We start from the raw sequence: 19,969 nt of genomic DNA, 5'->3' as shown, positions 1-19,969 counted from the left end.
AGTTTAGCGCGCCATTAAAGCGAAAATTATGAAACATACAGCTACTTCCATTCGTCCTTTTATCGGTGCAAAAGATTTTGAGGTGTCAAGAAGCTTTTATAGCTACCTGGGATTTGAGGAGACAGTGTTGAGTAATAACATGTCGGCATTTAGAATTGGGAAACTAGCATTTTATTTACAAGCTTATTATGTGAAAGATTGGGTAGATAATACAATGATCTTTCTGGAAGTTGATGATGTAACCCGTTACTGGAATGAGCTTTTGGAAATGAATCTACCTGAAAGATTTGAAGGAGTAAGACTTACGCCGATACGTGAATATGATTGGGGTAAAGAGTGCTTCCTGCATGACCCCTCGGGTATTCTCTGGCATTTCGGTCAGTTCTCTGATTTGAATTAAAATACGGGCGGAATTCGAAGTTGTGATGTTGTAATAAATACCTCAAAACAGTCTAAATATATTAAATAACGCCAGTTGAGCTCTTCATGTTCAATCCTTATTCGAAGTTTTACCTAGTATAATCCTCCTCCTCGATCTTGTAATCGTCTCGTACAATTATTCTCTATTTTGTCCGCTTGTCTTGGTACCTCCTTAAAATTTGTAGATATCAAAGCATAGAAAGGCTTATATTGCGCGTTGCTCATTATTGTAAATCATAAAACGCCGTGATACATCAACAGCTATTTTTAATTCTTACCCTGTTTTTCGCGATGGCGCTGCTTTATCTTCTCAGCCAGCGTCTGAAAGTGTCTTATCCTATCTTTTTAGTAATTGGTGGGTTGTTAATAAGTTTTATCCCGGGGATGCCCACTATCAACATAAATCCTGATATGGTATTTCTTATTTTTCTGCCACCCCTGTTGTTTGAAGCTGCGTGGTACTCGTCATGGCAGGATCTCTGGAAGTGGAAGAGACCAATTCTGGTGCTGGGCTTTGGCCTTGTATTAGCAACCTCTGCCGCAGTCGCATATTTCTCAATGCTTATTATTCCAGGATTTACATTGGCGTTAGGTTTTCTGTTGGGAGGAATAATATCACCACCAGATGCAATAGCGGCAACATCGGTGATAAAAGGAATGAATGTTCCGAAGCGGGGTATCACTATTTTAGAAGGAGAAAGCCTTGTAAACGATGCAGCGTCACTAACTGTGTTTCGGTTTGCACTGGCTGCGATACTTACCGGAAGCTTTGTATTTAAGGAAGCATTTATGAATTTTTCTGTGCTGGCAGTAATGGGTGTAGTAGTGGGCCTTGCAATAGCGCATGTATTGTATTTTATTTTAAAGTATTGGGTTAAAGATTCGAGCATCACGACACCTATTACATTAATAGCTCCTTACCTTATGTACCTTGGGGCAGAAGAATTGAACTGGTCAGGTGTATTGGCTGTGGTAAGTGGAGGACTATTTTTATCCTTCAGGGCAAGTGATTTTTTAAATTACAACACACGCATTCAAACAAAAGAAGTATGGGCAACCGTGGGCTTTTTATTAAATGGTTTTGTATTTATACTCATAGGGCTTGAGCTACCTGCTATTATAGCAAGCCTTGGAGACTATGCTTTTAATGATGCTATTCGCTATGCGTTGCTCATCAGCATCATGGTAATCATTATCCGAATTGTGCTGGTATATGTTGCTATTCTTGTACCGGGGCTTGTGAGTAAAAGAATACGAGAAAAGGAAAAGTCGTTCGGCTATAAACTTCCTTTCGTGATCGGATGGGCCGGTATGCGTGGTGTTGTATCGTTGGCGTCTGCATTAGCTATACCGCTTACTTTAAATGATGGATCAGCGTTTCCTCAACGAAATCTAATACTCTTCATTACATTCGTTGTAATATTGGTGACGTTGGTTTTTCAAGGACTAACACTTCCTTTGTTTATTAAAGGGCTTAAGGTAAAGGAAATTGACGAACACATTCCTGAAGAAGATCAAGTAGAATTGATCAGGATGGAGATCGGGAAAAGACAAATTGAATATCTTGACGCGAATTATTCGCTGGAGATGGATCAGTATGATGTAATCAGCCGTATTAAAGAGCAGGTCGAAATGAGCCTCAATGCTACTGCAAGTGCCCAACACGAAAGCGACAAGAAAGAAGCGCTGTATACGGTTCGAAGGTTGTACAAGAAGATAATGCTTGAGCTGGTAGCAGTACGCAGACAGGAATTGTACAGGATAAGGTTAGAAAAGAGATTTGACGATGCTGTTATAAGAAACATGGAAAATAATCTCGATTTGGAAGAAGCACGACTCAACAGATATTAGTCTATAGCAATAGGTTCAATGAAAAAGATAATCATTACAATACTATTTGGAATAATAGGCGGTGTAGGAATATTGGTTCTCGACATCAGGAGAAGTAAAGAAGAGAAATCCACCGGGCTCCTTAACGGTGATATAATTTTTCAGACTTCAAAGTCAGACCAAAGCAAGGCAATTCAGCTTGCTACTAATTCTAAGTATAGTCACATGGGAATTATTTATAAGCAGGAAGAAGATTACTTTGTTTATGAAGCAGTACAACCTGTAAAGTTAACGGCGCTGGATGAATGGATTAAAAGAGGAGAGAGAAACCATTACGTTGTGAAGCGGTTGAAGAACCGTGAGCAATTGCTTACATCCGAAAGTCTTAAAAGACTGAAAGACGTTGGTGAGAAGTTCATAGGAAAAAACTATGATGTATACTTTGAATGGTCGGATAATAATATCTATTGTTCTGAATTAGTTTGGAAGATATACAAGGAAGCCCTGCGCATAGAACTAGGTCAGTTGCAAGAGTTAAGATCTTTTGATCTTACCCACGACCTTGTTAGAAAAAAACTAAAGGAGCGCTATGGAGATAATATTCCTTTAGCTGAAAAAGTAATTTCTCCCGTTGGTATTTTTAATGCTGCAGAATTAGTCACGGTGGAGGAGAAATAAGTATAGCACCTGCAGCCTCCATGTATATCATATAAACCAGTCAAACTCGTATTAATAAGCAGCTTCTAATTCTTTTACTGCCAATATTGTTTAATCTTTTTATAAATGGATTGGCATAAGCTAAACAAGGCATGATTTGTTTCTGTGTAATAAAGTTGATATGCCATTCCCAAGCAGGAATAGTATAGGATACGTTATTTAGATGCACAAGAAAAATTAGGACTATGGAGATGAGCGAGAAGTACAGAAGTGCGCGCAGGCAAGTAATAGGAGGATTGGGAGCAGGCTTTGCTACCCTAACCGTTCCAGGTGTTTTTGCAGCGTCGCGGTCAGATGTTGAAGGAGCAAGCGCACAGCCACTTGAAGACCCATTGAACAAGTATCCAAAACCACCTTTTAAAAGTCAGTCACAACCTTGGCCGGGATTAGCAAGTAAGATGGAACCACGTCCTGACCACGGTGAAAAGAGTTATAAGGGTTCTGGTCGTTTAACTGGCCGGAAAGCATTGATAACAGGCGGAGACTCAGGAATGGGTAGGGCTGCAGCTATAGCGTATGCCAGGGAAGGTGCCGATGTAGCTATTAATTACTATCCTACTGAAGAACCAGATGCGAAAGAAGTGGTCGACCTTATAAGAGGCGAAGGTCGAAAGGCAATTGCAATTCCAGGTGACTTACGCGATGAGGCATTTTGTAAAAGATTGGTTGATGAAGCAGTTGGAGGACTTGGAGGACTTGATATAGTAGTGAGCAACGCAGCAAGGCAACAAGCAAAGCAGTCTATACTAGACATTACCACTGAAGACTTTGATGCAACGATAAAGACTAATATTTACGCACCTTTTTGGATTATAAAAGCTGCCTTACCTCATCTCAAGCCCGGCTCTGTAATTATAGGAACAACATCGGTTCAAGCCTATGACCCTTCACCTGATCTTTATGATTATGCACAAACAAAGGCTGCAACCATGAATTACGTAAAGTCTCTGGCTAAACAACTAGGGCCAAAAGGTATTCGAGTTAACGGAGTAGCACCTGGTCCGATTTGGACGCCATTGCAGGTGAGCGGTGGCTCTACCCAAGAGAAACTGATGCAATTTGGTTCAGATACTCCTATGAGCAGACCTGGACAACCTGTGGAGTTAGCCTCCATTTATGTGCAACTTGCAGCTGCAGATGCCAGCTACGCTACCGGCCAAATATATGGCGCGGCAGGAGGAAGTGGCCAGCCTTAATTAACTTATTTCAAAACAGATTCTATGTCTTAAATGCAAGTCTATGACTTGCATTTTTTGTTAACTTTACCCGCAATATTTACACTTCGATATGGATGGCAAAACACGCGCTAACATTCAAAAAGGATCAAATGTTTTGATTGTACTTAAAAAGGACCAGAGGACAGGAAAGCTAACGGAGGGGGTAGTGAAAGATATCTTGACCAGTGCGCCTGTGCATCACCGCGGTATAAAAGTACGCTTAGAGGATGGACAAATCGGAAGGGTACAGCAAATACTTCGTTAATCTATGCGCAACTTCTAAAATGAACTTTACCAATTTCATCAACTAATAATCTCATTTATAGTTTCTCAATCTCGTACCATTAATTGTCATCCTTCTAACGCGGAAAGGATGCTCCAACCAGCACAAAGATTACTTTGCAACCTTTTAAATTTAAATAAGACTACCAACAACGATGTTCGCTTTGCTATGGAAGTTTAACTGCTGGCTATTTCTGAGTAAACAAGCTGATAATGAGATAGTAAAATAAATAATAAGGAAAATTTTAAAGTCGTTGTAACATATCCATTTCCCGGTCGTCTTGATTATGAATTTAAACGAATGAATCTCGAAGCTTTTGAAAGTCAGGTCTTACCCGTAAAAAACAAGCTTTTTCGCTTTGCGCTGAAGTTTTTGGGTAATGAAGAAGAAGCAAAAGATGTAGTTCAGGAGGTCTTCATACGTGTCTGGAAAGGACGTGAGCAGATGGACCAGATCCAGAATTGGGAAGCTTGGTGTATGCGCATAACCAGAAATCTCTCTTTGGACAGGCTCCGTACGCTAACACGTAAACCGACACAGAACATTGAAGAAACTTTTGATATCAGGCAGGAGAGCTTTACGCCTCATGAGTCAACAGAAATGGATGAAAGTATGAACAGGATTACAGAATTCATTAACGCCCTCCCTGAAAAGCAAAAGCAGGTAATTCACCTTAGGGACGTAGAAGGTTATAGCTATAACGAAATCTGCGAGATTTTAGAATTAGACATGAATCAGGTAAAAGTGAACCTGTTCAGGGCCAGAAATGCAGTGCGCGAAAAATTGATGAAGATTAATGCTTATGGACTCTAAAAAAATTGAAGAACTATTAAACAAGTATTGGAACTGCGAAACTTCCCTTGAGGAAGAGCAACAGTTGCGTGAGTACTTCAAAGGTTCTGATATTCCACAGGAATTTAAGGGTGCAGCAAACTTATTCCAATACTTTAACACACATAAAAAAAAGACACTAAATGATGTGTCTTTTGATGACGAAGTATTGGAAAAGGTAAGGCATGTTCCAAAAGGTAGAATTAGTACGTTAGTCTATAATGCTATGCGTATTGCAGCAGGCTTGGCGGTTTTGGTTGTAGCAGCATACTTTGTAAGAAATGAAGTACGTAAATCTACCCCTCAGGAAATAGTAGACACCTATGATGATCCTAAACTTGCTTTTGAAGAAACAAAAAAGGCACTGAAAATGATCTCACGAGGCTTTGGTACAGCTGAAGAAAAGGCGCGAAAAATAAACCTTTTTAACGAGGCCAAAGAAGAAATTCAGAAAGGCGAAAAGGAAAATAATAATTTATAGTCAGGAAATAATCTAACAAACAGATATGAAAAAGATAATTGCGTTAGTTGTATTTGTGATAGCAGCTGGTAGTGCAAGTGCTCAGGATGCGATCTCCAAATTTTTTAATAAGTATCAAAACGATGAGTCTTTCACACAGGTAAATATCTCGGGCAAGATGTTCAACCTCTTTACAAACATGGAAGCAGAATCGAAGGAGGATCAGGAAGTGCTCCAAGCTATTTCCAAATTGAAAGGTCTTCGTATTCTGATGAAAGAGAATACATCAGATGCAAAATCGTTGTATAAGGAGGCGTTTAACTTAATTCCAATAAAGGAATTTGAGGAGTTGATGTCAGTTAGGGATAAGGATAAGGACATGAAGTTTTATATCAAGGAAAGTAGCGGTAAGATCTCTGAGCTGGTGATGGTGATGGGCGGCATGGATGACTTCATGGTTATGAGTTTATTTGGTGAAATTGATTTAAAACAGGTTTCACGTATAGGCAAAAAAATGGACGTTAAGGGTCTTGAGAATCTTAACAACATTGGCGATCAGAAAAAGAAAAATTAAAAATAGAGGAAGCGTTGCTCTCGTACAAAGCGCTTCCTTCTCTTCTAAGGTAAAGGCAGCTTAAAGAAAGAACATGAAATCAGTCCTTACAACGTTAACCGTTATATTTCTCGTGACGTCAGGTGTTTTTGCTCAAAGCGAAAGCTTTCATCTTCTTGAAAATAAATTCAAAGGATCTGAGAACGTACATGCATTGTCATTGTCTGGATTTCTAAGTAGAATAGTTTTAAGATGTGCAGGCGAACATGACTTTAGAAAAGCTGTTAAACAAGTGAAGCATATCAGAATTATAAATATTCCGAAATCAGCATTTGAAGCAGAGCAAGTAACGGTTCATGGCTTTAAGAAAGTATTGAAGAAGGACTCGTTCGAAGAAGTGCTGTCAGTACGGGATCATGGTGATGACGTTACCTTATACATGAAGAGTGAGTCGAACAGAAAGAACAGCAGTTACTTTCTCTTGGTAGAAGAAGAATCGGAGGTAGTTGCCATAGAACTACATGGGTACATAGATCCCAACGTAATGTTAAAAAGTTCATATCTAAGCTCTAACCATTAATTATGCTTTTTCGATCAGTTATAATCACAATTTGTTTTTGTTACTCTTCTTTCGCTTATGCTCAAAGTCTTACAACAGAGAAATTGCATAAGAACCATAAAGATGCATTGTCTTTATATATGTATCATAATACCTTAAGAATGCTAAATCAAAATGATGACCCTGATTTTGATGCATTGATTAAAGATATAGAGAAAATGAAATTACTACTTATTAATAAAAATGCTCCTTCCTTTAATTATAAAAAGCTGGTTTCCGATTACAAAGCGGAGGCCTTTGAAGAGGTGATGACGAGCAGACATCAAGGCAAAAACTTCGACGTTTTTTTTAAAGAAGGAAAAGATAAAGGAATGCTGGTATTGGTAAATGATTCGGCTTCTTTATACGTATTGGACATTGTAGGCACAATTGCGTTAGACAAAATAACAAAGCTGTATAATACCATTGATGATAGTTCTGACATAGGGAAAAAGATAAAAGCTTTTACTGGTAGTGGTAATGAAGCTAAAGGAAAGGACAAATAAAAGCTTTGATAGCTGTAATGGTTCTTCTTAGCAGGCGACTAACAAAAGTAGAGTGCTTTAAAATATTAAATCGTGGAAACAGTTCTCTCCATCACAAACCTTACAAAGAATTTTGGACGCTTGAAAGCGGTAAACAACCTGAATCTCCAAATTAAAAGAGGACAGGTGTTTGGGATGCTTGGTCCTAATGGGAGCGGTAAGACTACTACATTAGGAATGTTAATGGGTGTGGTGAATCCAACATCCGGTGATTTTTCCTGGTTTAATGAGCGGCCTACCAATGATGTCAGAAAGAAGATAGGTGCAGTTTTAGAACACCCTATATTTTACCCATACCTTTCGGGGTTAAAAAATCTTGAGTTAAATGCGATGGTCAAACAGTGTGATCCTTCAAATATCGCGCGGGTACTGGAATTAGTTGAACTTAGTGAACGGAAGGACGATAAGTATAAAACTTATTCTCTTGGAATGAAGCAACGTTTGGCTATAGCCTCTGCTTTGCTTAATAATCCTACCGTACTTATCCTGGACGAACCCACCAATGGGTTGGATCCAATGGGAATAGCTGAAATCAGGGAGTTGATAAAACGGATTGCAGATGACGGAAAAACCATAATTCTTGCGAGTCATCTTTTAGATGAGGTACAAAAAGTGTGTACACATTTTGCTGTTCTAAAAAAAGGAAATCTTGTTCATACAGGACCCGTTGATGATGTTGGAAAAGGGGAGGAAATTGTAGAAGTGATAGCAGATGTTCAAAACCTGAATGAGTATTTACTTGCATTTATGGGTACCACATCCGTTAATCGTGAGAATGGAAGTTTTCAAATAACGATGCGGGAGGGTTTTAAAAGTAAAGACTTAAATAAGTACTTATTTGAAAAAGGAATAATTGCCTCACATCTAGTAACAAAGAAGAAAAGCCTTGAGAAGCAGTTTTTGGAAATATTATCAGAAGCCTAAAGAATAAGTTACTGCTATTTTTATGACATCGTTAATACATTTGCTTAAAATAGATCTTAAGAAACTAACAAGCTACCGCACCTTTTGGATCGTATGCGGACTTTATTTTATTACCCTGGCATTTTCAACAGCTAGTGGGATGGAGTTTCTTAAATGGCTCGCCAGAACTTTTAAAAACTTCGGATCGGAACTCAACATTAACAGAATTCCCTTATATCATTTTCCAGACGTATGGTTAAACCTTATTTATTTCAGCGGTCTACTGAAAATAGTTTTAGCCATTATGACTGTGATCTCTATCACAAATGAATATACGTATAGAACCCTTCGTCAAAATGTTATTGATGGTTTAAGTCGTTGGGAGTTTCTATTAAGTAAGATCCTAACCAACGTAGGGCTAAGTCTTCTCAGTGTGCTGATGGTTTCTGTTATCGCGTTTGTTACAGGTTTAATTTATTCGCCCGAGTTAAACTGGCGATACGTCTTTTCGGATATGGAATTCCTTGTCGCTTACTTCCTGGAAATTTTTGCATTCCTTTCCTATGCCTTAATGTTAGGTGTTTTCGTTCAGCGATCAGGATTAACGATTATCCTGCTTCTACTTTCGCATATGTTAGAGGCAATTGTTAGAGAAAACGTCGATAACTACGTACCGCAGATAATACCGTTTTTTCCAATGGAGAGCATTTCGAATCTGGTACCAATGCCTTACCAGCGCTATGCCTTTCAGGAGATTCGTGATTATTTAACCTTTGGGTCAATTGCTATTGCTTTGGGATGGACTTTCCTCTTTAACTACTTCAGCTATGCGAAACTTAAAAGGGCTGATATCTGAAGTTTGTTATATCGCTTAATTGACAAGGAACGGTAGCACGACGTATTTAAGTTTTTTCAGAAAACGATATATAATACAAAACAAACAAAGTCATTACATCTTGAATGTGACGTACAACAGGCCCCTTTATATTTGCGTATCTATTACTTAAAAAGTAATTATGAATACCGTACAGATATTAGGTTTAGCCGCAGGTTCATTAACAACGGCTGCATTTTTACCGCAGGTGTTAAAGACTTGGAAGAGCAGGTCTGCAAAAGATCTTTCTCTTGGAATGTTTTCGCTTTTTTGCCTCGGCGTATTTTTATGGTTGATTTATGGAATAATAGTTAAAGATATCCCTGTTATTGCTGCTAACCTAGTGACGCTTATGTTAGCCTCTACATTACTCTTCTTTAAACTAAGGTTTAAAGACTAGATAACCCCTAGAAGTCAACGTGTTACACTTAACGCTCCTGCTACTAACCTGCGAGTTGCTGTTTTAGGTATTCATTAGCAAGCTCAAGTAAAGCCGAGTAAGGTTCTCCTTTTAAATTTAGCAGCTTGGCAAAAGCCGGTTCTGTTTTATATCCTTGTTTTTTAAGTTCAACTATTTTCTCTCTAAACTGCTCACCATGCGTGTTAAGTAGATAATGTTCAATAAGCATGTGCTTGTACGCAGCTTGTTGGTTAACGGGAATAGGTTGAGCAAAAACCTCTATGAGGAAATTGTCTACATGAAACCCACAAATTAAAGAAGGAGTTGAATGGACCGGCTTAATAGTAATACTAAAGCCTGGAAAAGTCTTGAAATTGGCCTCTAAAACCTCATTTAGATTGTCGAAGTCCTGTACCTCGCAGATGATATCGAGGTCGCTACTTCCCTCGATAAAAATATTGATGGGCAGTGTACCGCACAGAACTGGCTTAAAAGGTTCGAGATGGTATAAGATTTTTGACTGTTTAAGTACGTAAAATGCAGCCTGTTGAAGGGCATTACCATGTTGTAAGTAATTGATGTTAGTAAAATCTGGCAGCATTCTATGGGGAAAATTAGTCAAAATGGCTGTATTTAATGTCTTTTTGGCTTCTTGCAGTTAATGGTACATGTCTTGAGTGAAAAGTGCAGAAGGAGAACGTAGCCATGAAAAAGAATAATAATTATTTGGATCTAGTAACTTCTATAGATGTATTAAATACTCTTAACGGCGGTGTAAGCGAACCTCAAATGAATTTAAGTCATTATGAGGGCTATCGTGAAATCCGTGTTAAAGTGCCAGGAATTAAGCTGGAAGATATCCATATAGAGGTTCACAACAACAACCTTTCAATCTTCTATTTTATAAACATTGTATCAGACAATAAACTAGTTCAGCTTCCTCGATTTATCTATAACAGAAGTGTCCCTTATTTTATAGATATAAATAAAATCAACGCGGAAATTGAAGATGAAGAGCTAATCGTTAATTTACCTTTTAACCGTTTAGCGAATGGTTATCATAAAGAAATTAAGGTAAATGAAAGGTAAGAGTCGTCAGAATTAATTAGAGGAATTTAGATAATATATGCGGGCTTGTTATCAATAACTTGCCCGCATTTAAAGCTCTGCAGTGGGTGAAAAGTTTACAGTTTTATAGATTAAACCAACTGTTAGACAAATCAGGATCACGCATAAGCAATATCTCATAGCTATTTCATTTTAAGCTAATCAATATTATACAGTTACATGAGACCAATTTTCACCGGTCTTGATGCGATGAATCTGCATATCAGAAACTTTAAACTGTTTTGCTAATGCCTTGAGTGTTGGCTGATTTTTAGCCTTAAGCGCTCTTTTAATCTGCTTTACTTTAGCAATGTTAAGTTTAGGGCCTTCGTTTGGATTCTGGCGGCTCAACACATTAGGATCTTTAAGTGCGTGTTGAATTTGTACCTCCTGTGTTACCCATTTAAGATTGTCTGCACTGTTGTTTTCCTTCTTGTGGTCGAGGTGGATAACGAACTTGTGTTTCGGACTCGGTTTCTTAGTGAAATACTCTGCCACTAATCGGTGGAGGTAGTAGTTCTGCCGGTTAGATTCGCGACCAATGGTTACACTAGGGTATCCTTGTGTTAGTCTTGGGCGAAGAAGATAACCCTCTTCAATCTTGGTTTTGAAACTTACAATACGCCCTTTGTTAGAGATAGCGTAACGCTTTGTTGTTACACCCTTCTTCAGTTCGAGCTCTTTCCAGCGCTCGCCTGCCAGCGTTTTAACTGTGGTTTTTGTTTTTGTTGTTGCCATAATTTAAAAAGATAATTGTTCAGCGTAATGAGGAATGAAGTTGTGAAAATGCCTGATAATCTTTTCGTACAGATTAAGGGCAGACTGATTGATAACTTTTCTTCCATCAATTTCTCTCACGGGTGTTAACTCTCCCATTGTACCACAAGCAAAGACTTCATCTGCACAGTAAAACTCCGTAAGCGAGAGGTTTTTTTCTTCAACTGGAATGCTTAAATCATTACAGATTTTAATAACAATTTCTCTTGTAATCCCGGGTAAGCATGCATCAGCATGAGGTGTGTACACTTTACCTTTACTGGTCATAAAGATATTTGTGTCATTTAACTCCGATACAAAACCGTTGTGATCAAGCATGAGGGCTGCGTCAACCCCTGCTATATTAGCTTGTATCTTCGCGATGATGTTATTTAAAAGGTTGTTATGGTGAATCTTTGAATCGAGAAATTGCGGTCCATTCCTTCGCTGCGATGAAGTGATAACGCGAATTCCAACTTCATTATTATAGACCAAAGGCTTCCATTCTGCAAGCACTATCAGACAACACCCCTTTGTATTTAAACGAGGATCCATTCCTGAGGTAATCTTCTCTCCCCTGGTAAGTGTCAGTCTGATATGTGTTTCATCACGCATTTCGTTAGCTTCCAGCGTTTCGAAAATCGCTCTCTTTATCGAATTCCTGTCAGGAATATTTTCAAACGCCAACGCATGGGCCGATGCTTCTAATCTTTCTAAATGGCGATCAAGACAAAATATACCTTCTTTATATACTCTAAGGCCTTCCCATACTGCATCTCCGCCTTGCACGGCACTGTCAAAAACGGAGATTTTCGCTTCATCACGTGGCAATAATTTTCCTCCAACATGCACTACAATAGAAGCATTCTTAGGATTAAATTTTTGCAACATATTCTAAGGCTCTTATGAGCTAAATATTAACAATCGTACTACTTTTTCGTTAGGGCGGGTGAATGGGCTTGGTAAAATAAAGACTATTTTGTTTACTGGTCAAGCTTTTAACGAAATTGGTAACAGTTTTTCGTAAAACCGTTTTGATTTTTCATATAAAGGCTCTAAATGCGGTGGTAATTTTCTCTCACTGGTCTTTTGTTTCTCAAAACCACTAGATTGGTGTACATTAGAATACCAATGTGTAGCCCATACACCATCATAACTTTTAGGCCCCGGTTGCCAGTGTAGCATACGTTGATCAAAGTCAATGGCACAGGATGAACACAGCTTTTCTAAAACCTTTTGCGGGTTCTTCAATAACGTTCCGGAGTCAAGGACAACAGTTTTTTTACCACTTCTTCTCAGTAATTGATATAAGTTGTATTGGTACTCTATTCCAATATCTCTCATAACAGGAGCATTAATTACTTCTGCATAACTGGCAATGATTTGATATGGGTTGCGTATAAGAAAAACGTTGATACACTCTTCAATGAAAGGATTCTCAAGGACCTCTATATGATGAGCCATGTTTTTAATAAACAGAACTGATTTTGTTTTGGATGCATGGATGAGTGACCTTACCTCTGTTTCTGTCTGCGGCAAGCTATTTAATACATCTTCTTTTCCAGGGTGGCTGACGTTGGTTTTAAATAAATAAACTGAATAAAACGGCTCGTCTAAAACGTTTGTATCGGGCCGTTGGGCAAAAGAATACATTAAAGCGGTGGATATGTTCCTCGGTCCGGATATGAGGTTAATGGTAGTCACAGCGTTAATTGTTAAAATCTTTTTTTACAACCAAAAGATAGTAATCCTTCTCTATGGGCAGATAGCCTTGTTCGTAACAGTAGAAATATAGGGAGCCGTCTTTCGTTTTGTATGTACTTGTAAAGTAATTAAAGTCAAATCCCTTACCGGCCAGCTTGTCTTTTGAAACCCGGCTCTTGCCCTCCGGATTTAATTCAAGCAATATTCTCCTGTTCTTTTTTAAGATACTGTTAACGTCTCTGATGTACGCATTTTCGATACTTTTCTGACGGTTATTGTACGTTGTGCGACATTGATCAGAGCAGAATTTCCTGTCGACTCTTCCTTTGAATGCAGTTTGACATTCAATACAAATTTGGCTTTCCTGTAGGGTCATTTTATTATCCGTGTATACTCGGGTATACACGAATATAAACGAAAGTACCCGTTTTTTATACGACTACCCCTTTTTTACTACTGCACTTTTGCATCATCAGACGATATGCTCTGAAAAACAATTACTAACATTAAACTTTATAATTATGAAAAGCTTAAGAAACAGCGTACAACTTATTGGAAGATTGGGAAAAGATCCTGAAGTAAGGAGTTTTAATAACTCGAAAAAAGCTTCATTCTCAATTGCAACTACAGATACCTATAAAAACCAAAACGGAGAGAAGATAGAGGATACTCAATGGCACAACATAGTAATATGGGGAAAACTCGCCGGTGTAGCGGAAAAGTACTTAAAAAGGGGGCAGGAGATTGCTATTGAAGGTAAACTGGTGCATCGGGTTTATGAAAGTAACGGAGAAAAAAAATACATCACTGAAATTAATGTCAACGATTTGGTAATGTTGGGAGGCAAGTAAAATTACATCGTTGTATTTATAGAAGGGCTGTTTCAAAAGTCTATTGTCCTTGGACATACTAACGCAATCGCTGGCTAGTACTAAAACATTAAGGAGATCACCTCCTCTTCGCTTGGTACTTGTTACACCTTTGAGTCAGCCCTTTCTATTTCAAAATCGGTAATGGAGTTTCACCCCGAACTGAAGTTTCTTGAAGTCCTCTGTAAGGTAGAATTCTGGAACAAGACTTAGTTTACTGTTTCCAAGATCAGTTATAAGAAAAAGTTTCATCGTCCTGCCTTTGTAGAAATCAAAATCGCCCGACTCATCTACCAGTAACCCTGCACCTAAACCAAACCACGAGGGCGTTGTATTATCACGGCTATAGTTTTTGCTGTAGGCTATCGACAAAAATGAACTTATCGTATTAGTATATTCTCCTTCTGCATTTCGTTGACCCCAATACTGACTGCTGTAAGATAACTCTATATGGTGGTTAGACCTGTTAAATCGATCAGAAAAGCCTAAGCCCAGCGTGCCAATAAGTTCAGGGTAAATCTTGCTTCTTAGTACGCCTACTCCCGCACTGGCGGCAAGGAAAACAAAATCATTAGGATGGTAGTATTTAATGTCATCAAATTGGATGGTTTTATCTTTTATAACAAACCTCGCCTTTACTGATTTTCTACCTGTAATGCTTGATTGTATTTCTGTGAGGCGCTTATGTATTGACGAGAAATTATCATCTTGAATCTTCTGAAGATTGCGTAAGGTTTCAGTATAGACATAAATTTTATATAATGGATCAATAATGAAAATCTCAACACCAGGAGGAAGCAATTGAATGGTTTGATCTTCTTTGGTTAAAAGTTGAGTTGTAGGATGAGTGTTCTTTTCGATGTTGATTTTCTTAAATGAATTGTAATCATTGCTAACTGTTACTTTAAGCGGCACACCCTGTGCTATATCGGCGCTCTCAGCGATTTTATCATGCAGGTTGGTTAACACTTTGTTTAAGGTGGCCACTACTCTTAATGTATTATCAAATCGCTTTGACTCCAACACAATGAGTGTGCCCAGGTCTGACAGCTCTATTCTTACTGAATCAGGAAAGTTATTAACTACGCGTGGCTGATGTAAGGCTTGAATACCATGTTGCTCATGGAGGGGATGGTACTGTAACACTTGTGCAGATGATCCAAAATACGATAATAATATTGTAGTTGTGAGAATAAAATATTTCATGATAATGAAGTTGTCTTTTGTTATTTAATTCTTGCTATAATAAATTCTGAGTCTTGTAACCGCAGAGGGGTTACCCCTTCGTGATGTTCTTTTAATAGTTTAAGTTTAAACCTTGGTGATGTCTTGGTTGCCCGCCTGGTGTCGTTCCTATTCGCACTATCCTCTGGCAGGATTACGCCTATTACCATTTTAACTTCTCTTTGCCGAGGGGGCTGAACAATGGCTACTTCTTGAAGAACAGTAGTTAGCGTGTCTGAACGCGCACCTGTATCATCATCCGATGATGCAATTACGCCAGGCGCATCAAACATAATCTTATGAGACGCTTTTTTGCTTTGCCTTTTTAATTTTTGTTTGTTATGATTTAAACTTATTCCCTGATCACTCAGGTAGCAGGAAGAGTCTATGTGATTAATGCCTGTTTGGTTTTTGTTAGTGTCAAATGCACCGAGCCTTTGCTGTAAAGAGGATATCTTTAAGTGCATCCCGTGTCTGTAATGCTTATAATTGTTATAAGTAAAAAGCGCGCTTAGGAGTAAGGCTAGTGATGCAGCTACATGATAATACCACGCCGAGCGTGGTTTGTGGTTGTGCTCAATCCTTTCCCATACTTCTTCCTTTTTCCATTTAACGGGCTGACGTTCGAGTAACTGTATTTTTTTTCTTATTGTCTCATCTGTACTTTTATGTTCCATAATTGTATCCCTCCTTTATCAATACCTTTTTTAAAATGGCTTTAGCTTTAAATAATTGAGATCGTGAAGTGCCTTCTGAAATATTGAGCATCATGCTGATCTCCTGGTGATCATAACCTTCAATAACATACAGGTTGAAAACTGTGCGGTAGCCAGTGGGCAATTGATTTATCATTTCAAGAATGTCTTCTGCTTCAAGACGGCCTAATTCTGTTAGATCAGGTTCTGGAATAGAAATGTCAAGACTTTCTGTTAAACTAAAATTGTATCTCTTACGCAGAAACATTAAGGATTCATTGACTACAATTTTTCTGATCCACGCCTCGAGGCATCCTTTTCCGGAATAATTAAAACTTTTAATAGACTTAAATACTTTACTAAATGCTATTATGATGATGTCCTCGGCATCATCATTATTTCTTACATACCTCAAAGCAGTTCTGAACATTACGTCTGAAAAGCGCATGTAGAGCATCTCCTGACTTTTATGATCAGCCCTTTTACAGCTCGCAATAATTTCCTGTTCGTTCAATGTTAAGCTTTTGGTCTAAAATGCCATTAGTAAGGCTGATGTTGCCTGTGGAATTACTTTTTAGATGTTTATTTTTGGTTATAAGTTTTAAGTGTATTTTTCTTGTAGGAAATAATACCTAAGACCGGCTAGGTAAAAGGCCAACAATTAATGTAAATCGCTTTGTTTACAATCCGGAAACAGGATTATCTTTGGACACATGACTTTTTTATATCCTTCTTTTCTCTGGGCTCTTGCTGCGCTTTCAATACCTGTAATTATTCATCTTTTTAATTTTAGAAGAACAACCAGGGTATACTTTTCCAATAACCGTTTTTTGAAGCAGGTAAAAGAAGTTACTTCTGCTAAAAGAAGATTAAAGCACTACCTGATCTTGTTTTCGAGGTTGCTGTTCCTGCTCTTTCTCGTGCTTGCCTTTGCTCAACCTGTTATTCCTGCAAAAGAGCAGTTAGGTGCTGAACGATCCATTGTTTTTTATATTGATAACTCTCAAAGTATGTCTGCGCAAATCGCAGATAAAACAAGAGGACTTGAAGCAGCCCTTCGGTTTGCTCAAAATATTGTAGGACTATTTCCTGCTGATACCAGGTATAAAATTGTTACAAATGATTTTGCTCCTTTTTCAAACTCTTACAAAGCCAAACCAGAAGCTTTAGACATTCTTGCCCAGATACGCCTGTCGCCGGTAAGTCGTTCTGTACAGGAAATACGTGATCGCTTGAGGCAAGATAGCCGAAGCTCAACTGATGTTTTTTGGATCTCGGATCTTCAGAAATCAACTGCTGGTACCATACCATCTTCATGGGATTCAACCATGCGTTGGCATTTAGTGCCAATCCTATATCAAAAAACAGAAAATGTATTTGTTGACACTGCTTACCTGCAAAATCCTTTTGCTGCCCGGGGTGAGAAAAACGTACTTAATGTAAAAATGCGTAACGATGGTTCAGCGCCGGCCGAACAATTAAATCTGAAATTCTCCATTAACGGCATTCAGGCAGGTACCGCGCTTGTTGATATTCCTGCAAAAGGGTCTGCTGAAACAACTTTTGATTTAACCACAGGTCTTGGAGGTCTAAATAAAGGTGTAGTTTCTTTTAATGATTTTCCCGTAAGCTTTGATAATGAGTTTTTTCTTGCCCTGAATTTTGTTGATAAGGTAAACGTGTTGGAAGTAAAGGATGTAAAAACTTCTACTCCTGTCGAGAAGGTTTTTGGTAACACGCAGATCTTCAATTTTAAAAGTTATTCAGTTGGTAATTTTAACTACAGTTTGCTTAATCAGGCTGAGCTTGTGGTGGTAAATGGACTGAATAGAATTGACCAATCTTTAAATCTTTCCTTGCAGAACTATCTAAGCCAGGGCGGTGCTATTTTGCTCATACCAGGAGATGCACCAGAAATTTCTTCTTACCAGCAATTTACGAGGATCGGTAGTCTTGCCTTTAGTCCAGCAAATAAAGAATTAGCAGAGTTAAATCGGCCCGATTTTGAAAATCCTTTCTTTGAAAATGTGTTTGAGGAACGGACATTATCTCTAGCAATGCCACGTGCTGTAAAGTTCATGGAATGGGGAGGCGACAGATCTGCAATACTAAGGTTTAAAGATGATCGTCCTTTCTTAACACGGCTCGATAGAAACGGTAAACTTTACCTGTTGGCGAGCCCGTTGGAACACGCGTATACCGATTTTTATAACCATGCACTATTTGTTCCTGTTATGTATAGGATAGCGGCGAGTGGTAAGAAAACCGAATCCAAGCTTTATTCAACGCTTGCAGAAAACTCGATTCGCATCCGTTTTGATAGCGCTTTGAATGATGAACCTATAAAACTTGTAGGAGAAGCCGAAGTACTACCATCACAAAGGAAAGTTAATAACGATGTGATTCTTGAGATTCCTAAATTCTCCATTAATCAAGGGTTCTATAATGTTGTGGCTTCTAAGGATACATTAAACCTCATCGCTTTTAATCTTGATAAAGCGGAATCACTTCTAGATCAATACAATGCAAATGAAATGAAGAATCAGATGGGAAACGGCAGCAATATTAGTATCTTCGAGGCCGAATCAACTGAAGCGTTTACAGAACAAATTAAAGCTCGCTATTTAGGCAAGGCTTTGTGGAAGTATGCAATAATTGTATCACTTGTTTTTTTGCTCGCTGAGGTTCTACTGATTCGATTTTTAAAATAAATCTTAAATGAAGATATTAATTCAGTCTCCCGAAATTATTGATCCTAACTCTTCATTTCACCGGAAACATAAAAACGTATTAATTAATAATGGCCGCATTGCTGAAATAGGGGATAAGAACTATGCTGCAGACAGGGTGATAAAAGCTGATGGCATGAAACTGTCGATAGGCTGGTTCGACCTGGGAACCTATGTCGGCGACCCTGGGCTGGAACATAAAGAAGACCTCGACTCGGTTTCCAAGGCCGCTCTTGCAGGTGGGTTTACCGAGATCGCAGTTTTACCAAATACAGTACCTTCCGTTCAAACGAAAAATGAAGTAACCTATATAACCAGAAATAATGACAACAGGTTATTGCAAATCCATGCACTTGCTTCTGTGACCAGGAACAACAAAGGTGAAGAACTGACAGAAATGATTGATCTGCACGAAGCAGGAGCTGTTGGTTTTACAGATGGATTAAAGCCTCTATGGCATACAGATATCCTTCTTAAATCGCTACAATACCTACAGAAGTTTGATGGAGTACTCATTGATCATCCGGAAGATGTTTGGTTGAACATGTTTGGTCAGATGCATGAGGGGATTAACAGCACGAGACTAGGGCTAAAAGGAATGCCTCGCATTGCAGAAGAGATTTCTGTTACTAAACACCTGGAGCTGTTAGGATATGCAGGAGGCCGACTTCATTTGAGCAGAATTTCAACAGCAAAAACCATTGAACTTATTAAGTCGGCTAAGAAAAAACTGAAAGTAACTTGTGATATAACTTCCTACCAGCCTTTACTTGATGATTCGATGCTTAATGATTTTGATACTAATCTTAAGGTGAATCCGCCTCTAAGAGAGAAGGCAGACAATGAAGCTTTGGTAAGAGCATTAAAAGATGGAACAATAGATGTCATTTGTTCCGGGCATCTACCTGGTGACGATGAAAGCAAGAATGTTGAATTCGACCAGGCTGATTTTGGAATGATCAATCTGCAGACCTTCGGTGCCAACCTTACAGGACTTTCTAAATTTGTTGATTGGGAAATTCTTATCGACAAGGTTACAGCAGGGCCGCGCAAAGTTCTTCAATTAGAAGTTCCTAAAATTCAGGAAGATGAAAGAGCTTGCCTGACACTTTTCGATCCTGAACGTAAATGGGTCCTGGAGGAAAAAACAAACTGCTCGCGCTCTAAAAATTCACCATGGTATCGCAAAGAGGTAACAGGCAAGGCGGTGGCAGTATTCAATAATAATAGACATTGGATAGATCATAATTAATT

25 protein-coding genes are annotated in these 19,969 nt (G+C 38.5%); 17 read left to right on the top strand and 8 right to left on the bottom strand.

Annotated elements, in window-relative coordinates:
* Positions 1–28: 28 nt before the first annotated feature.
* The 13 genes from KK060_RS07930 (at position 29) to KK060_RS07870 (ending at position 9,631) form a co-directional block, all read left to right on the top strand.
* Positions 29–400 carry a VOC family protein gene (locus KK060_RS07930; RefSeq protein ID WP_254153173.1) on the top strand — a complete coding sequence of 124 codons (372 nt, stop codon included), beginning with the start codon at positions 29–31 and terminating at the stop codon, positions 398–400.
* Positions 401–666: 266 nt separating this feature from the next.
* On the top strand, positions 667–2,271 hold the full coding sequence (locus KK060_RS07925; RefSeq protein ID WP_254153172.1) for a Na+/H+ antiporter: 1,605 nt from the start codon (positions 667–669) through the stop codon (positions 2,269–2,271).
* 18 nt (positions 2,272–2,289) lie between these two features.
* Positions 2,290–2,928 (top strand): YiiX family permuted papain-like enzyme, encoded by a 639-nt coding sequence (locus KK060_RS07920; RefSeq protein ID WP_254153171.1) that lies wholly within the window; start codon positions 2,290–2,292, stop codon positions 2,926–2,928.
* A gap of 230 nt (positions 2,929–3,158) precedes the next feature.
* On the top strand, positions 3,159–4,163 hold the full coding sequence (locus KK060_RS07915) for an SDR family oxidoreductase (RefSeq protein WP_254153170.1): 1,005 nt from the start codon (positions 3,159–3,161) through the stop codon (positions 4,161–4,163).
* A gap of 91 nt (positions 4,164–4,254) precedes the next feature.
* Positions 4,255–4,449, top strand: coding sequence for a YwbE family protein (locus tag KK060_RS07910; RefSeq protein WP_254153169.1), 195 nt, complete (start codon positions 4,255–4,257; stop codon positions 4,447–4,449).
* Between the two features lie 318 nt (positions 4,450–4,767).
* Positions 4,768–5,280 (top strand): GFO_1088 family ECF-type sigma factor, encoded by a 513-nt coding sequence (locus tag KK060_RS07905; protein ID WP_254153168.1) that lies wholly within the window; start codon positions 4,768–4,770, stop codon positions 5,278–5,280.
* Entirely contained in the window at positions 5,270–5,779 is a 510-nt protein-coding gene (locus KK060_RS07900) for a PG0215 family putative anti-sigma factor (RefSeq protein ID WP_254153167.1), read from the top strand. Before KK060_RS07905 ends, KK060_RS07900 begins: the two co-directional genes overlap by 11 nt.
* Positions 5,780–5,804: 25 nt before the next feature.
* Complete coding sequence (locus KK060_RS07895; protein WP_254153166.1) at positions 5,805–6,332, top strand: DUF4252 domain-containing protein; 528 nt, start codon at positions 5,805–5,807, stop codon at positions 6,330–6,332.
* 73 nt (positions 6,333–6,405) lie between these two features.
* The gene (locus KK060_RS07890; RefSeq protein ID WP_254153165.1) at positions 6,406–6,891 is read left to right on the top strand and encodes a DUF4252 domain-containing protein; all 486 of its coding nucleotides are present in this window, start codon (positions 6,406–6,408) and stop codon (positions 6,889–6,891) included.
* Between the two features lie 2 nt (positions 6,892–6,893).
* Positions 6,894–7,415, top strand: coding sequence for a DUF4252 domain-containing protein (locus KK060_RS07885; RefSeq protein WP_254153164.1), 522 nt, complete (start codon positions 6,894–6,896; stop codon positions 7,413–7,415).
* Between the two features lie 72 nt (positions 7,416–7,487).
* A complete protein-coding gene (locus tag KK060_RS07880) occupies positions 7,488–8,378 on the top strand; it encodes an ABC transporter ATP-binding protein (RefSeq protein ID WP_254153163.1) in 891 nt (296 codons plus the stop codon).
* Positions 8,379–8,400: 22 nt separating this feature from the next.
* Complete coding sequence (locus KK060_RS07875) at positions 8,401–9,213, top strand: ABC transporter permease (RefSeq protein WP_254153162.1); 813 nt, start codon at positions 8,401–8,403, stop codon at positions 9,211–9,213.
* Between the two features lie 160 nt (positions 9,214–9,373).
* On the top strand, positions 9,374–9,631 hold the full coding sequence (locus KK060_RS07870; RefSeq protein WP_254153161.1) for a SemiSWEET transporter: 258 nt from the start codon (positions 9,374–9,376) through the stop codon (positions 9,629–9,631).
* Between the two features lie 43 nt (positions 9,632–9,674).
* Here the strand turns inward: KK060_RS07870 and KK060_RS07865 are convergent, their stop codons facing one another.
* Positions 9,675–10,253: a DUF4269 domain-containing protein gene (locus KK060_RS07865; protein ID WP_254153160.1), complete on the bottom strand. Its 579-nt coding sequence runs from the start codon at positions 10,251–10,253 to the stop codon at positions 9,675–9,677.
* Between the two features lie 62 nt (positions 10,254–10,315).
* Here KK060_RS07865 and KK060_RS07860 point away from each other — a divergent pair, with 62 nt between their 5' ends.
* Positions 10,316–10,720, top strand: coding sequence for an Hsp20/alpha crystallin family protein (locus KK060_RS07860; protein ID WP_254153159.1), 405 nt, complete (start codon positions 10,316–10,318; stop codon positions 10,718–10,720).
* 186 nt (positions 10,721–10,906) lie between these two features.
* Here the strand turns inward: KK060_RS07860 and KK060_RS07855 are convergent, their stop codons facing one another.
* From KK060_RS07855 to KK060_RS07840, 4 genes are all read right to left on the bottom strand, one after another.
* A complete protein-coding gene (locus KK060_RS07855; protein WP_254153158.1) occupies positions 10,907–11,476 on the bottom strand; it encodes an NUMOD4 domain-containing protein in 570 nt (189 codons plus the stop codon).
* 3 nt (positions 11,477–11,479) lie between these two features.
* Positions 11,480–12,385, bottom strand: a complete 906-nt coding sequence (locus tag KK060_RS07850; RefSeq protein ID WP_254153157.1) for an aminotransferase class IV — start codon at positions 12,383–12,385, stop codon at positions 11,480–11,482.
* 99 nt (positions 12,386–12,484) lie between these two features.
* Complete coding sequence (locus KK060_RS07845) at positions 12,485–13,198, bottom strand: sulfotransferase-like domain-containing protein (protein ID WP_254153156.1); 714 nt, start codon at positions 13,196–13,198, stop codon at positions 12,485–12,487.
* Between the two features lie 4 nt (positions 13,199–13,202).
* Entirely contained in the window at positions 13,203–13,574 is a 372-nt protein-coding gene (locus tag KK060_RS07840) for a hypothetical protein (RefSeq protein ID WP_254153155.1), read from the bottom strand.
* Positions 13,575–13,719: 145 nt separating this feature from the next.
* On the opposite strand from KK060_RS07840, the gene KK060_RS07835 reads away from it, so the two are divergent.
* Positions 13,720–14,049: a single-stranded DNA-binding protein gene (locus KK060_RS07835; RefSeq protein ID WP_254153154.1), complete on the top strand. Its 330-nt coding sequence runs from the start codon at positions 13,720–13,722 to the stop codon at positions 14,047–14,049.
* A gap of 150 nt (positions 14,050–14,199) precedes the next feature.
* On the opposite strand, the gene KK060_RS07830 is transcribed toward KK060_RS07835, so the two are convergent.
* Genes KK060_RS07830 through KK060_RS07820 form a run of 3 tightly spaced genes read right to left on the bottom strand, consistent with a single transcriptional unit; the run spans position 14,200 to position 16,500 of the window.
* Entirely contained in the window at positions 14,200–15,273 is a 1,074-nt protein-coding gene (locus KK060_RS07830; RefSeq protein ID WP_254153153.1) for a hypothetical protein, read from the bottom strand.
* 20 nt (positions 15,274–15,293) lie between these two features.
* Complete coding sequence (locus KK060_RS07825) at positions 15,294–15,968, bottom strand: hypothetical protein (RefSeq protein ID WP_254153152.1); 675 nt, start codon at positions 15,966–15,968, stop codon at positions 15,294–15,296.
* Complete coding sequence (locus KK060_RS07820) at positions 15,958–16,500, bottom strand: RNA polymerase sigma factor (RefSeq protein WP_254153151.1); 543 nt, start codon at positions 16,498–16,500, stop codon at positions 15,958–15,960. The genes KK060_RS07825 and KK060_RS07820 overlap by 11 nt, the downstream gene beginning before the upstream one ends.
* A 199-nt stretch (positions 16,501–16,699) precedes the next feature.
* On the opposite strand from KK060_RS07820, the gene KK060_RS07815 reads away from it, so the two are divergent.
* A complete protein-coding gene (locus KK060_RS07815) occupies positions 16,700–18,697 on the top strand; it encodes a BatA domain-containing protein (RefSeq protein WP_254153150.1) in 1,998 nt (665 codons plus the stop codon).
* A gap of 7 nt (positions 18,698–18,704) precedes the next feature.
* The gene (locus tag KK060_RS07810; protein WP_254153149.1) at positions 18,705–19,967 is read left to right on the top strand and encodes a dihydroorotase; all 1,263 of its coding nucleotides are present in this window, start codon (positions 18,705–18,707) and stop codon (positions 19,965–19,967) included.
* The last annotated feature ends 2 nt before the right edge of the window (positions 19,968–19,969 follow it).

Source organism: Chryseosolibacter indicum (genome assembly GCF_018598585.1).
GTDB lineage: Bacteria > Bacteroidota > Bacteroidia > Cytophagales > Cyclobacteriaceae > Chryseosolibacter > Chryseosolibacter indicus.
The sequence above is the reverse complement of the archived record's forward strand: the minus strand, read 5'-3'. Positions and strand labels throughout refer to the sequence as shown.

What these genes read in the sequence shown, in the direction of transcription:
- KK060_RS07930 (WP_254153173.1), top strand. Translation starts at nt 29, where the DNA reads ATGAAACATACAGCTACTTCCATTCGTCCTTTTATCGGTGCAAAAGAT.
- KK060_RS07920 (WP_254153171.1), top strand. Translation starts at nt 2,290, where the DNA reads ATGAAAAAGATAATCATTACAATACTATTTGGAATAATAGGCGGTGTA.
- KK060_RS07915 (WP_254153170.1), top strand. Translation starts at nt 3,159, where the DNA reads ATGAGCGAGAAGTACAGAAGTGCGCGCAGGCAAGTAATAGGAGGATTG.
- KK060_RS07910 (WP_254153169.1), top strand. Translation starts at nt 4,255, where the DNA reads ATGGATGGCAAAACACGCGCTAACATTCAAAAAGGATCAAATGTTTTG.
- KK060_RS07905 (WP_254153168.1), top strand. Translation starts at nt 4,768, where the DNA reads ATGAATCTCGAAGCTTTTGAAAGTCAGGTCTTACCCGTAAAAAACAAG.
- KK060_RS07900 (WP_254153167.1), top strand. Translation starts at nt 5,270, where the DNA reads ATGGACTCTAAAAAAATTGAAGAACTATTAAACAAGTATTGGAACTGC.
- KK060_RS07895 (WP_254153166.1), top strand. Translation starts at nt 5,805, where the DNA reads ATGAAAAAGATAATTGCGTTAGTTGTATTTGTGATAGCAGCTGGTAGT.
- KK060_RS07890 (WP_254153165.1), top strand. Translation starts at nt 6,406, where the DNA reads ATGAAATCAGTCCTTACAACGTTAACCGTTATATTTCTCGTGACGTCA.
- KK060_RS07885 (WP_254153164.1), top strand. Translation starts at nt 6,894, where the DNA reads ATGCTTTTTCGATCAGTTATAATCACAATTTGTTTTTGTTACTCTTCT.
- KK060_RS07875 (WP_254153162.1), top strand. Translation starts at nt 8,401, where the DNA reads ATGACATCGTTAATACATTTGCTTAAAATAGATCTTAAGAAACTAACA.
- KK060_RS07870 (WP_254153161.1), top strand. Translation starts at nt 9,374, where the DNA reads ATGAATACCGTACAGATATTAGGTTTAGCCGCAGGTTCATTAACAACG.
- KK060_RS07855 (WP_254153158.1), bottom strand. Translation starts at nt 11,476, where the DNA reads ATGGCAACAACAAAAACAAAAACCACAGTTAAAACGCTGGCAGGCGAG.
- KK060_RS07850 (WP_254153157.1), bottom strand. Translation starts at nt 12,385, where the DNA reads ATGTTGCAAAAATTTAATCCTAAGAATGCTTCTATTGTAGTGCATGTT.
- KK060_RS07840 (WP_254153155.1), bottom strand. Translation starts at nt 13,574, where the DNA reads ATGACCCTACAGGAAAGCCAAATTTGTATTGAATGTCAAACTGCATTC.
- KK060_RS07835 (WP_254153154.1), top strand. Translation starts at nt 13,720, where the DNA reads ATGAAAAGCTTAAGAAACAGCGTACAACTTATTGGAAGATTGGGAAAA.
- KK060_RS07830 (WP_254153153.1), bottom strand. Translation starts at nt 15,273, where the DNA reads ATGAAATATTTTATTCTCACAACTACAATATTATTATCGTATTTTGGA.
- KK060_RS07825 (WP_254153152.1), bottom strand. Translation starts at nt 15,968, where the DNA reads ATGGAACATAAAAGTACAGATGAGACAATAAGAAAAAAAATACAGTTA.
- KK060_RS07815 (WP_254153150.1), top strand. Translation starts at nt 16,700, where the DNA reads ATGACTTTTTTATATCCTTCTTTTCTCTGGGCTCTTGCTGCGCTTTCA.
- KK060_RS07810 (WP_254153149.1), top strand. Translation starts at nt 18,705, where the DNA reads ATGAAGATATTAATTCAGTCTCCCGAAATTATTGATCCTAACTCTTCA.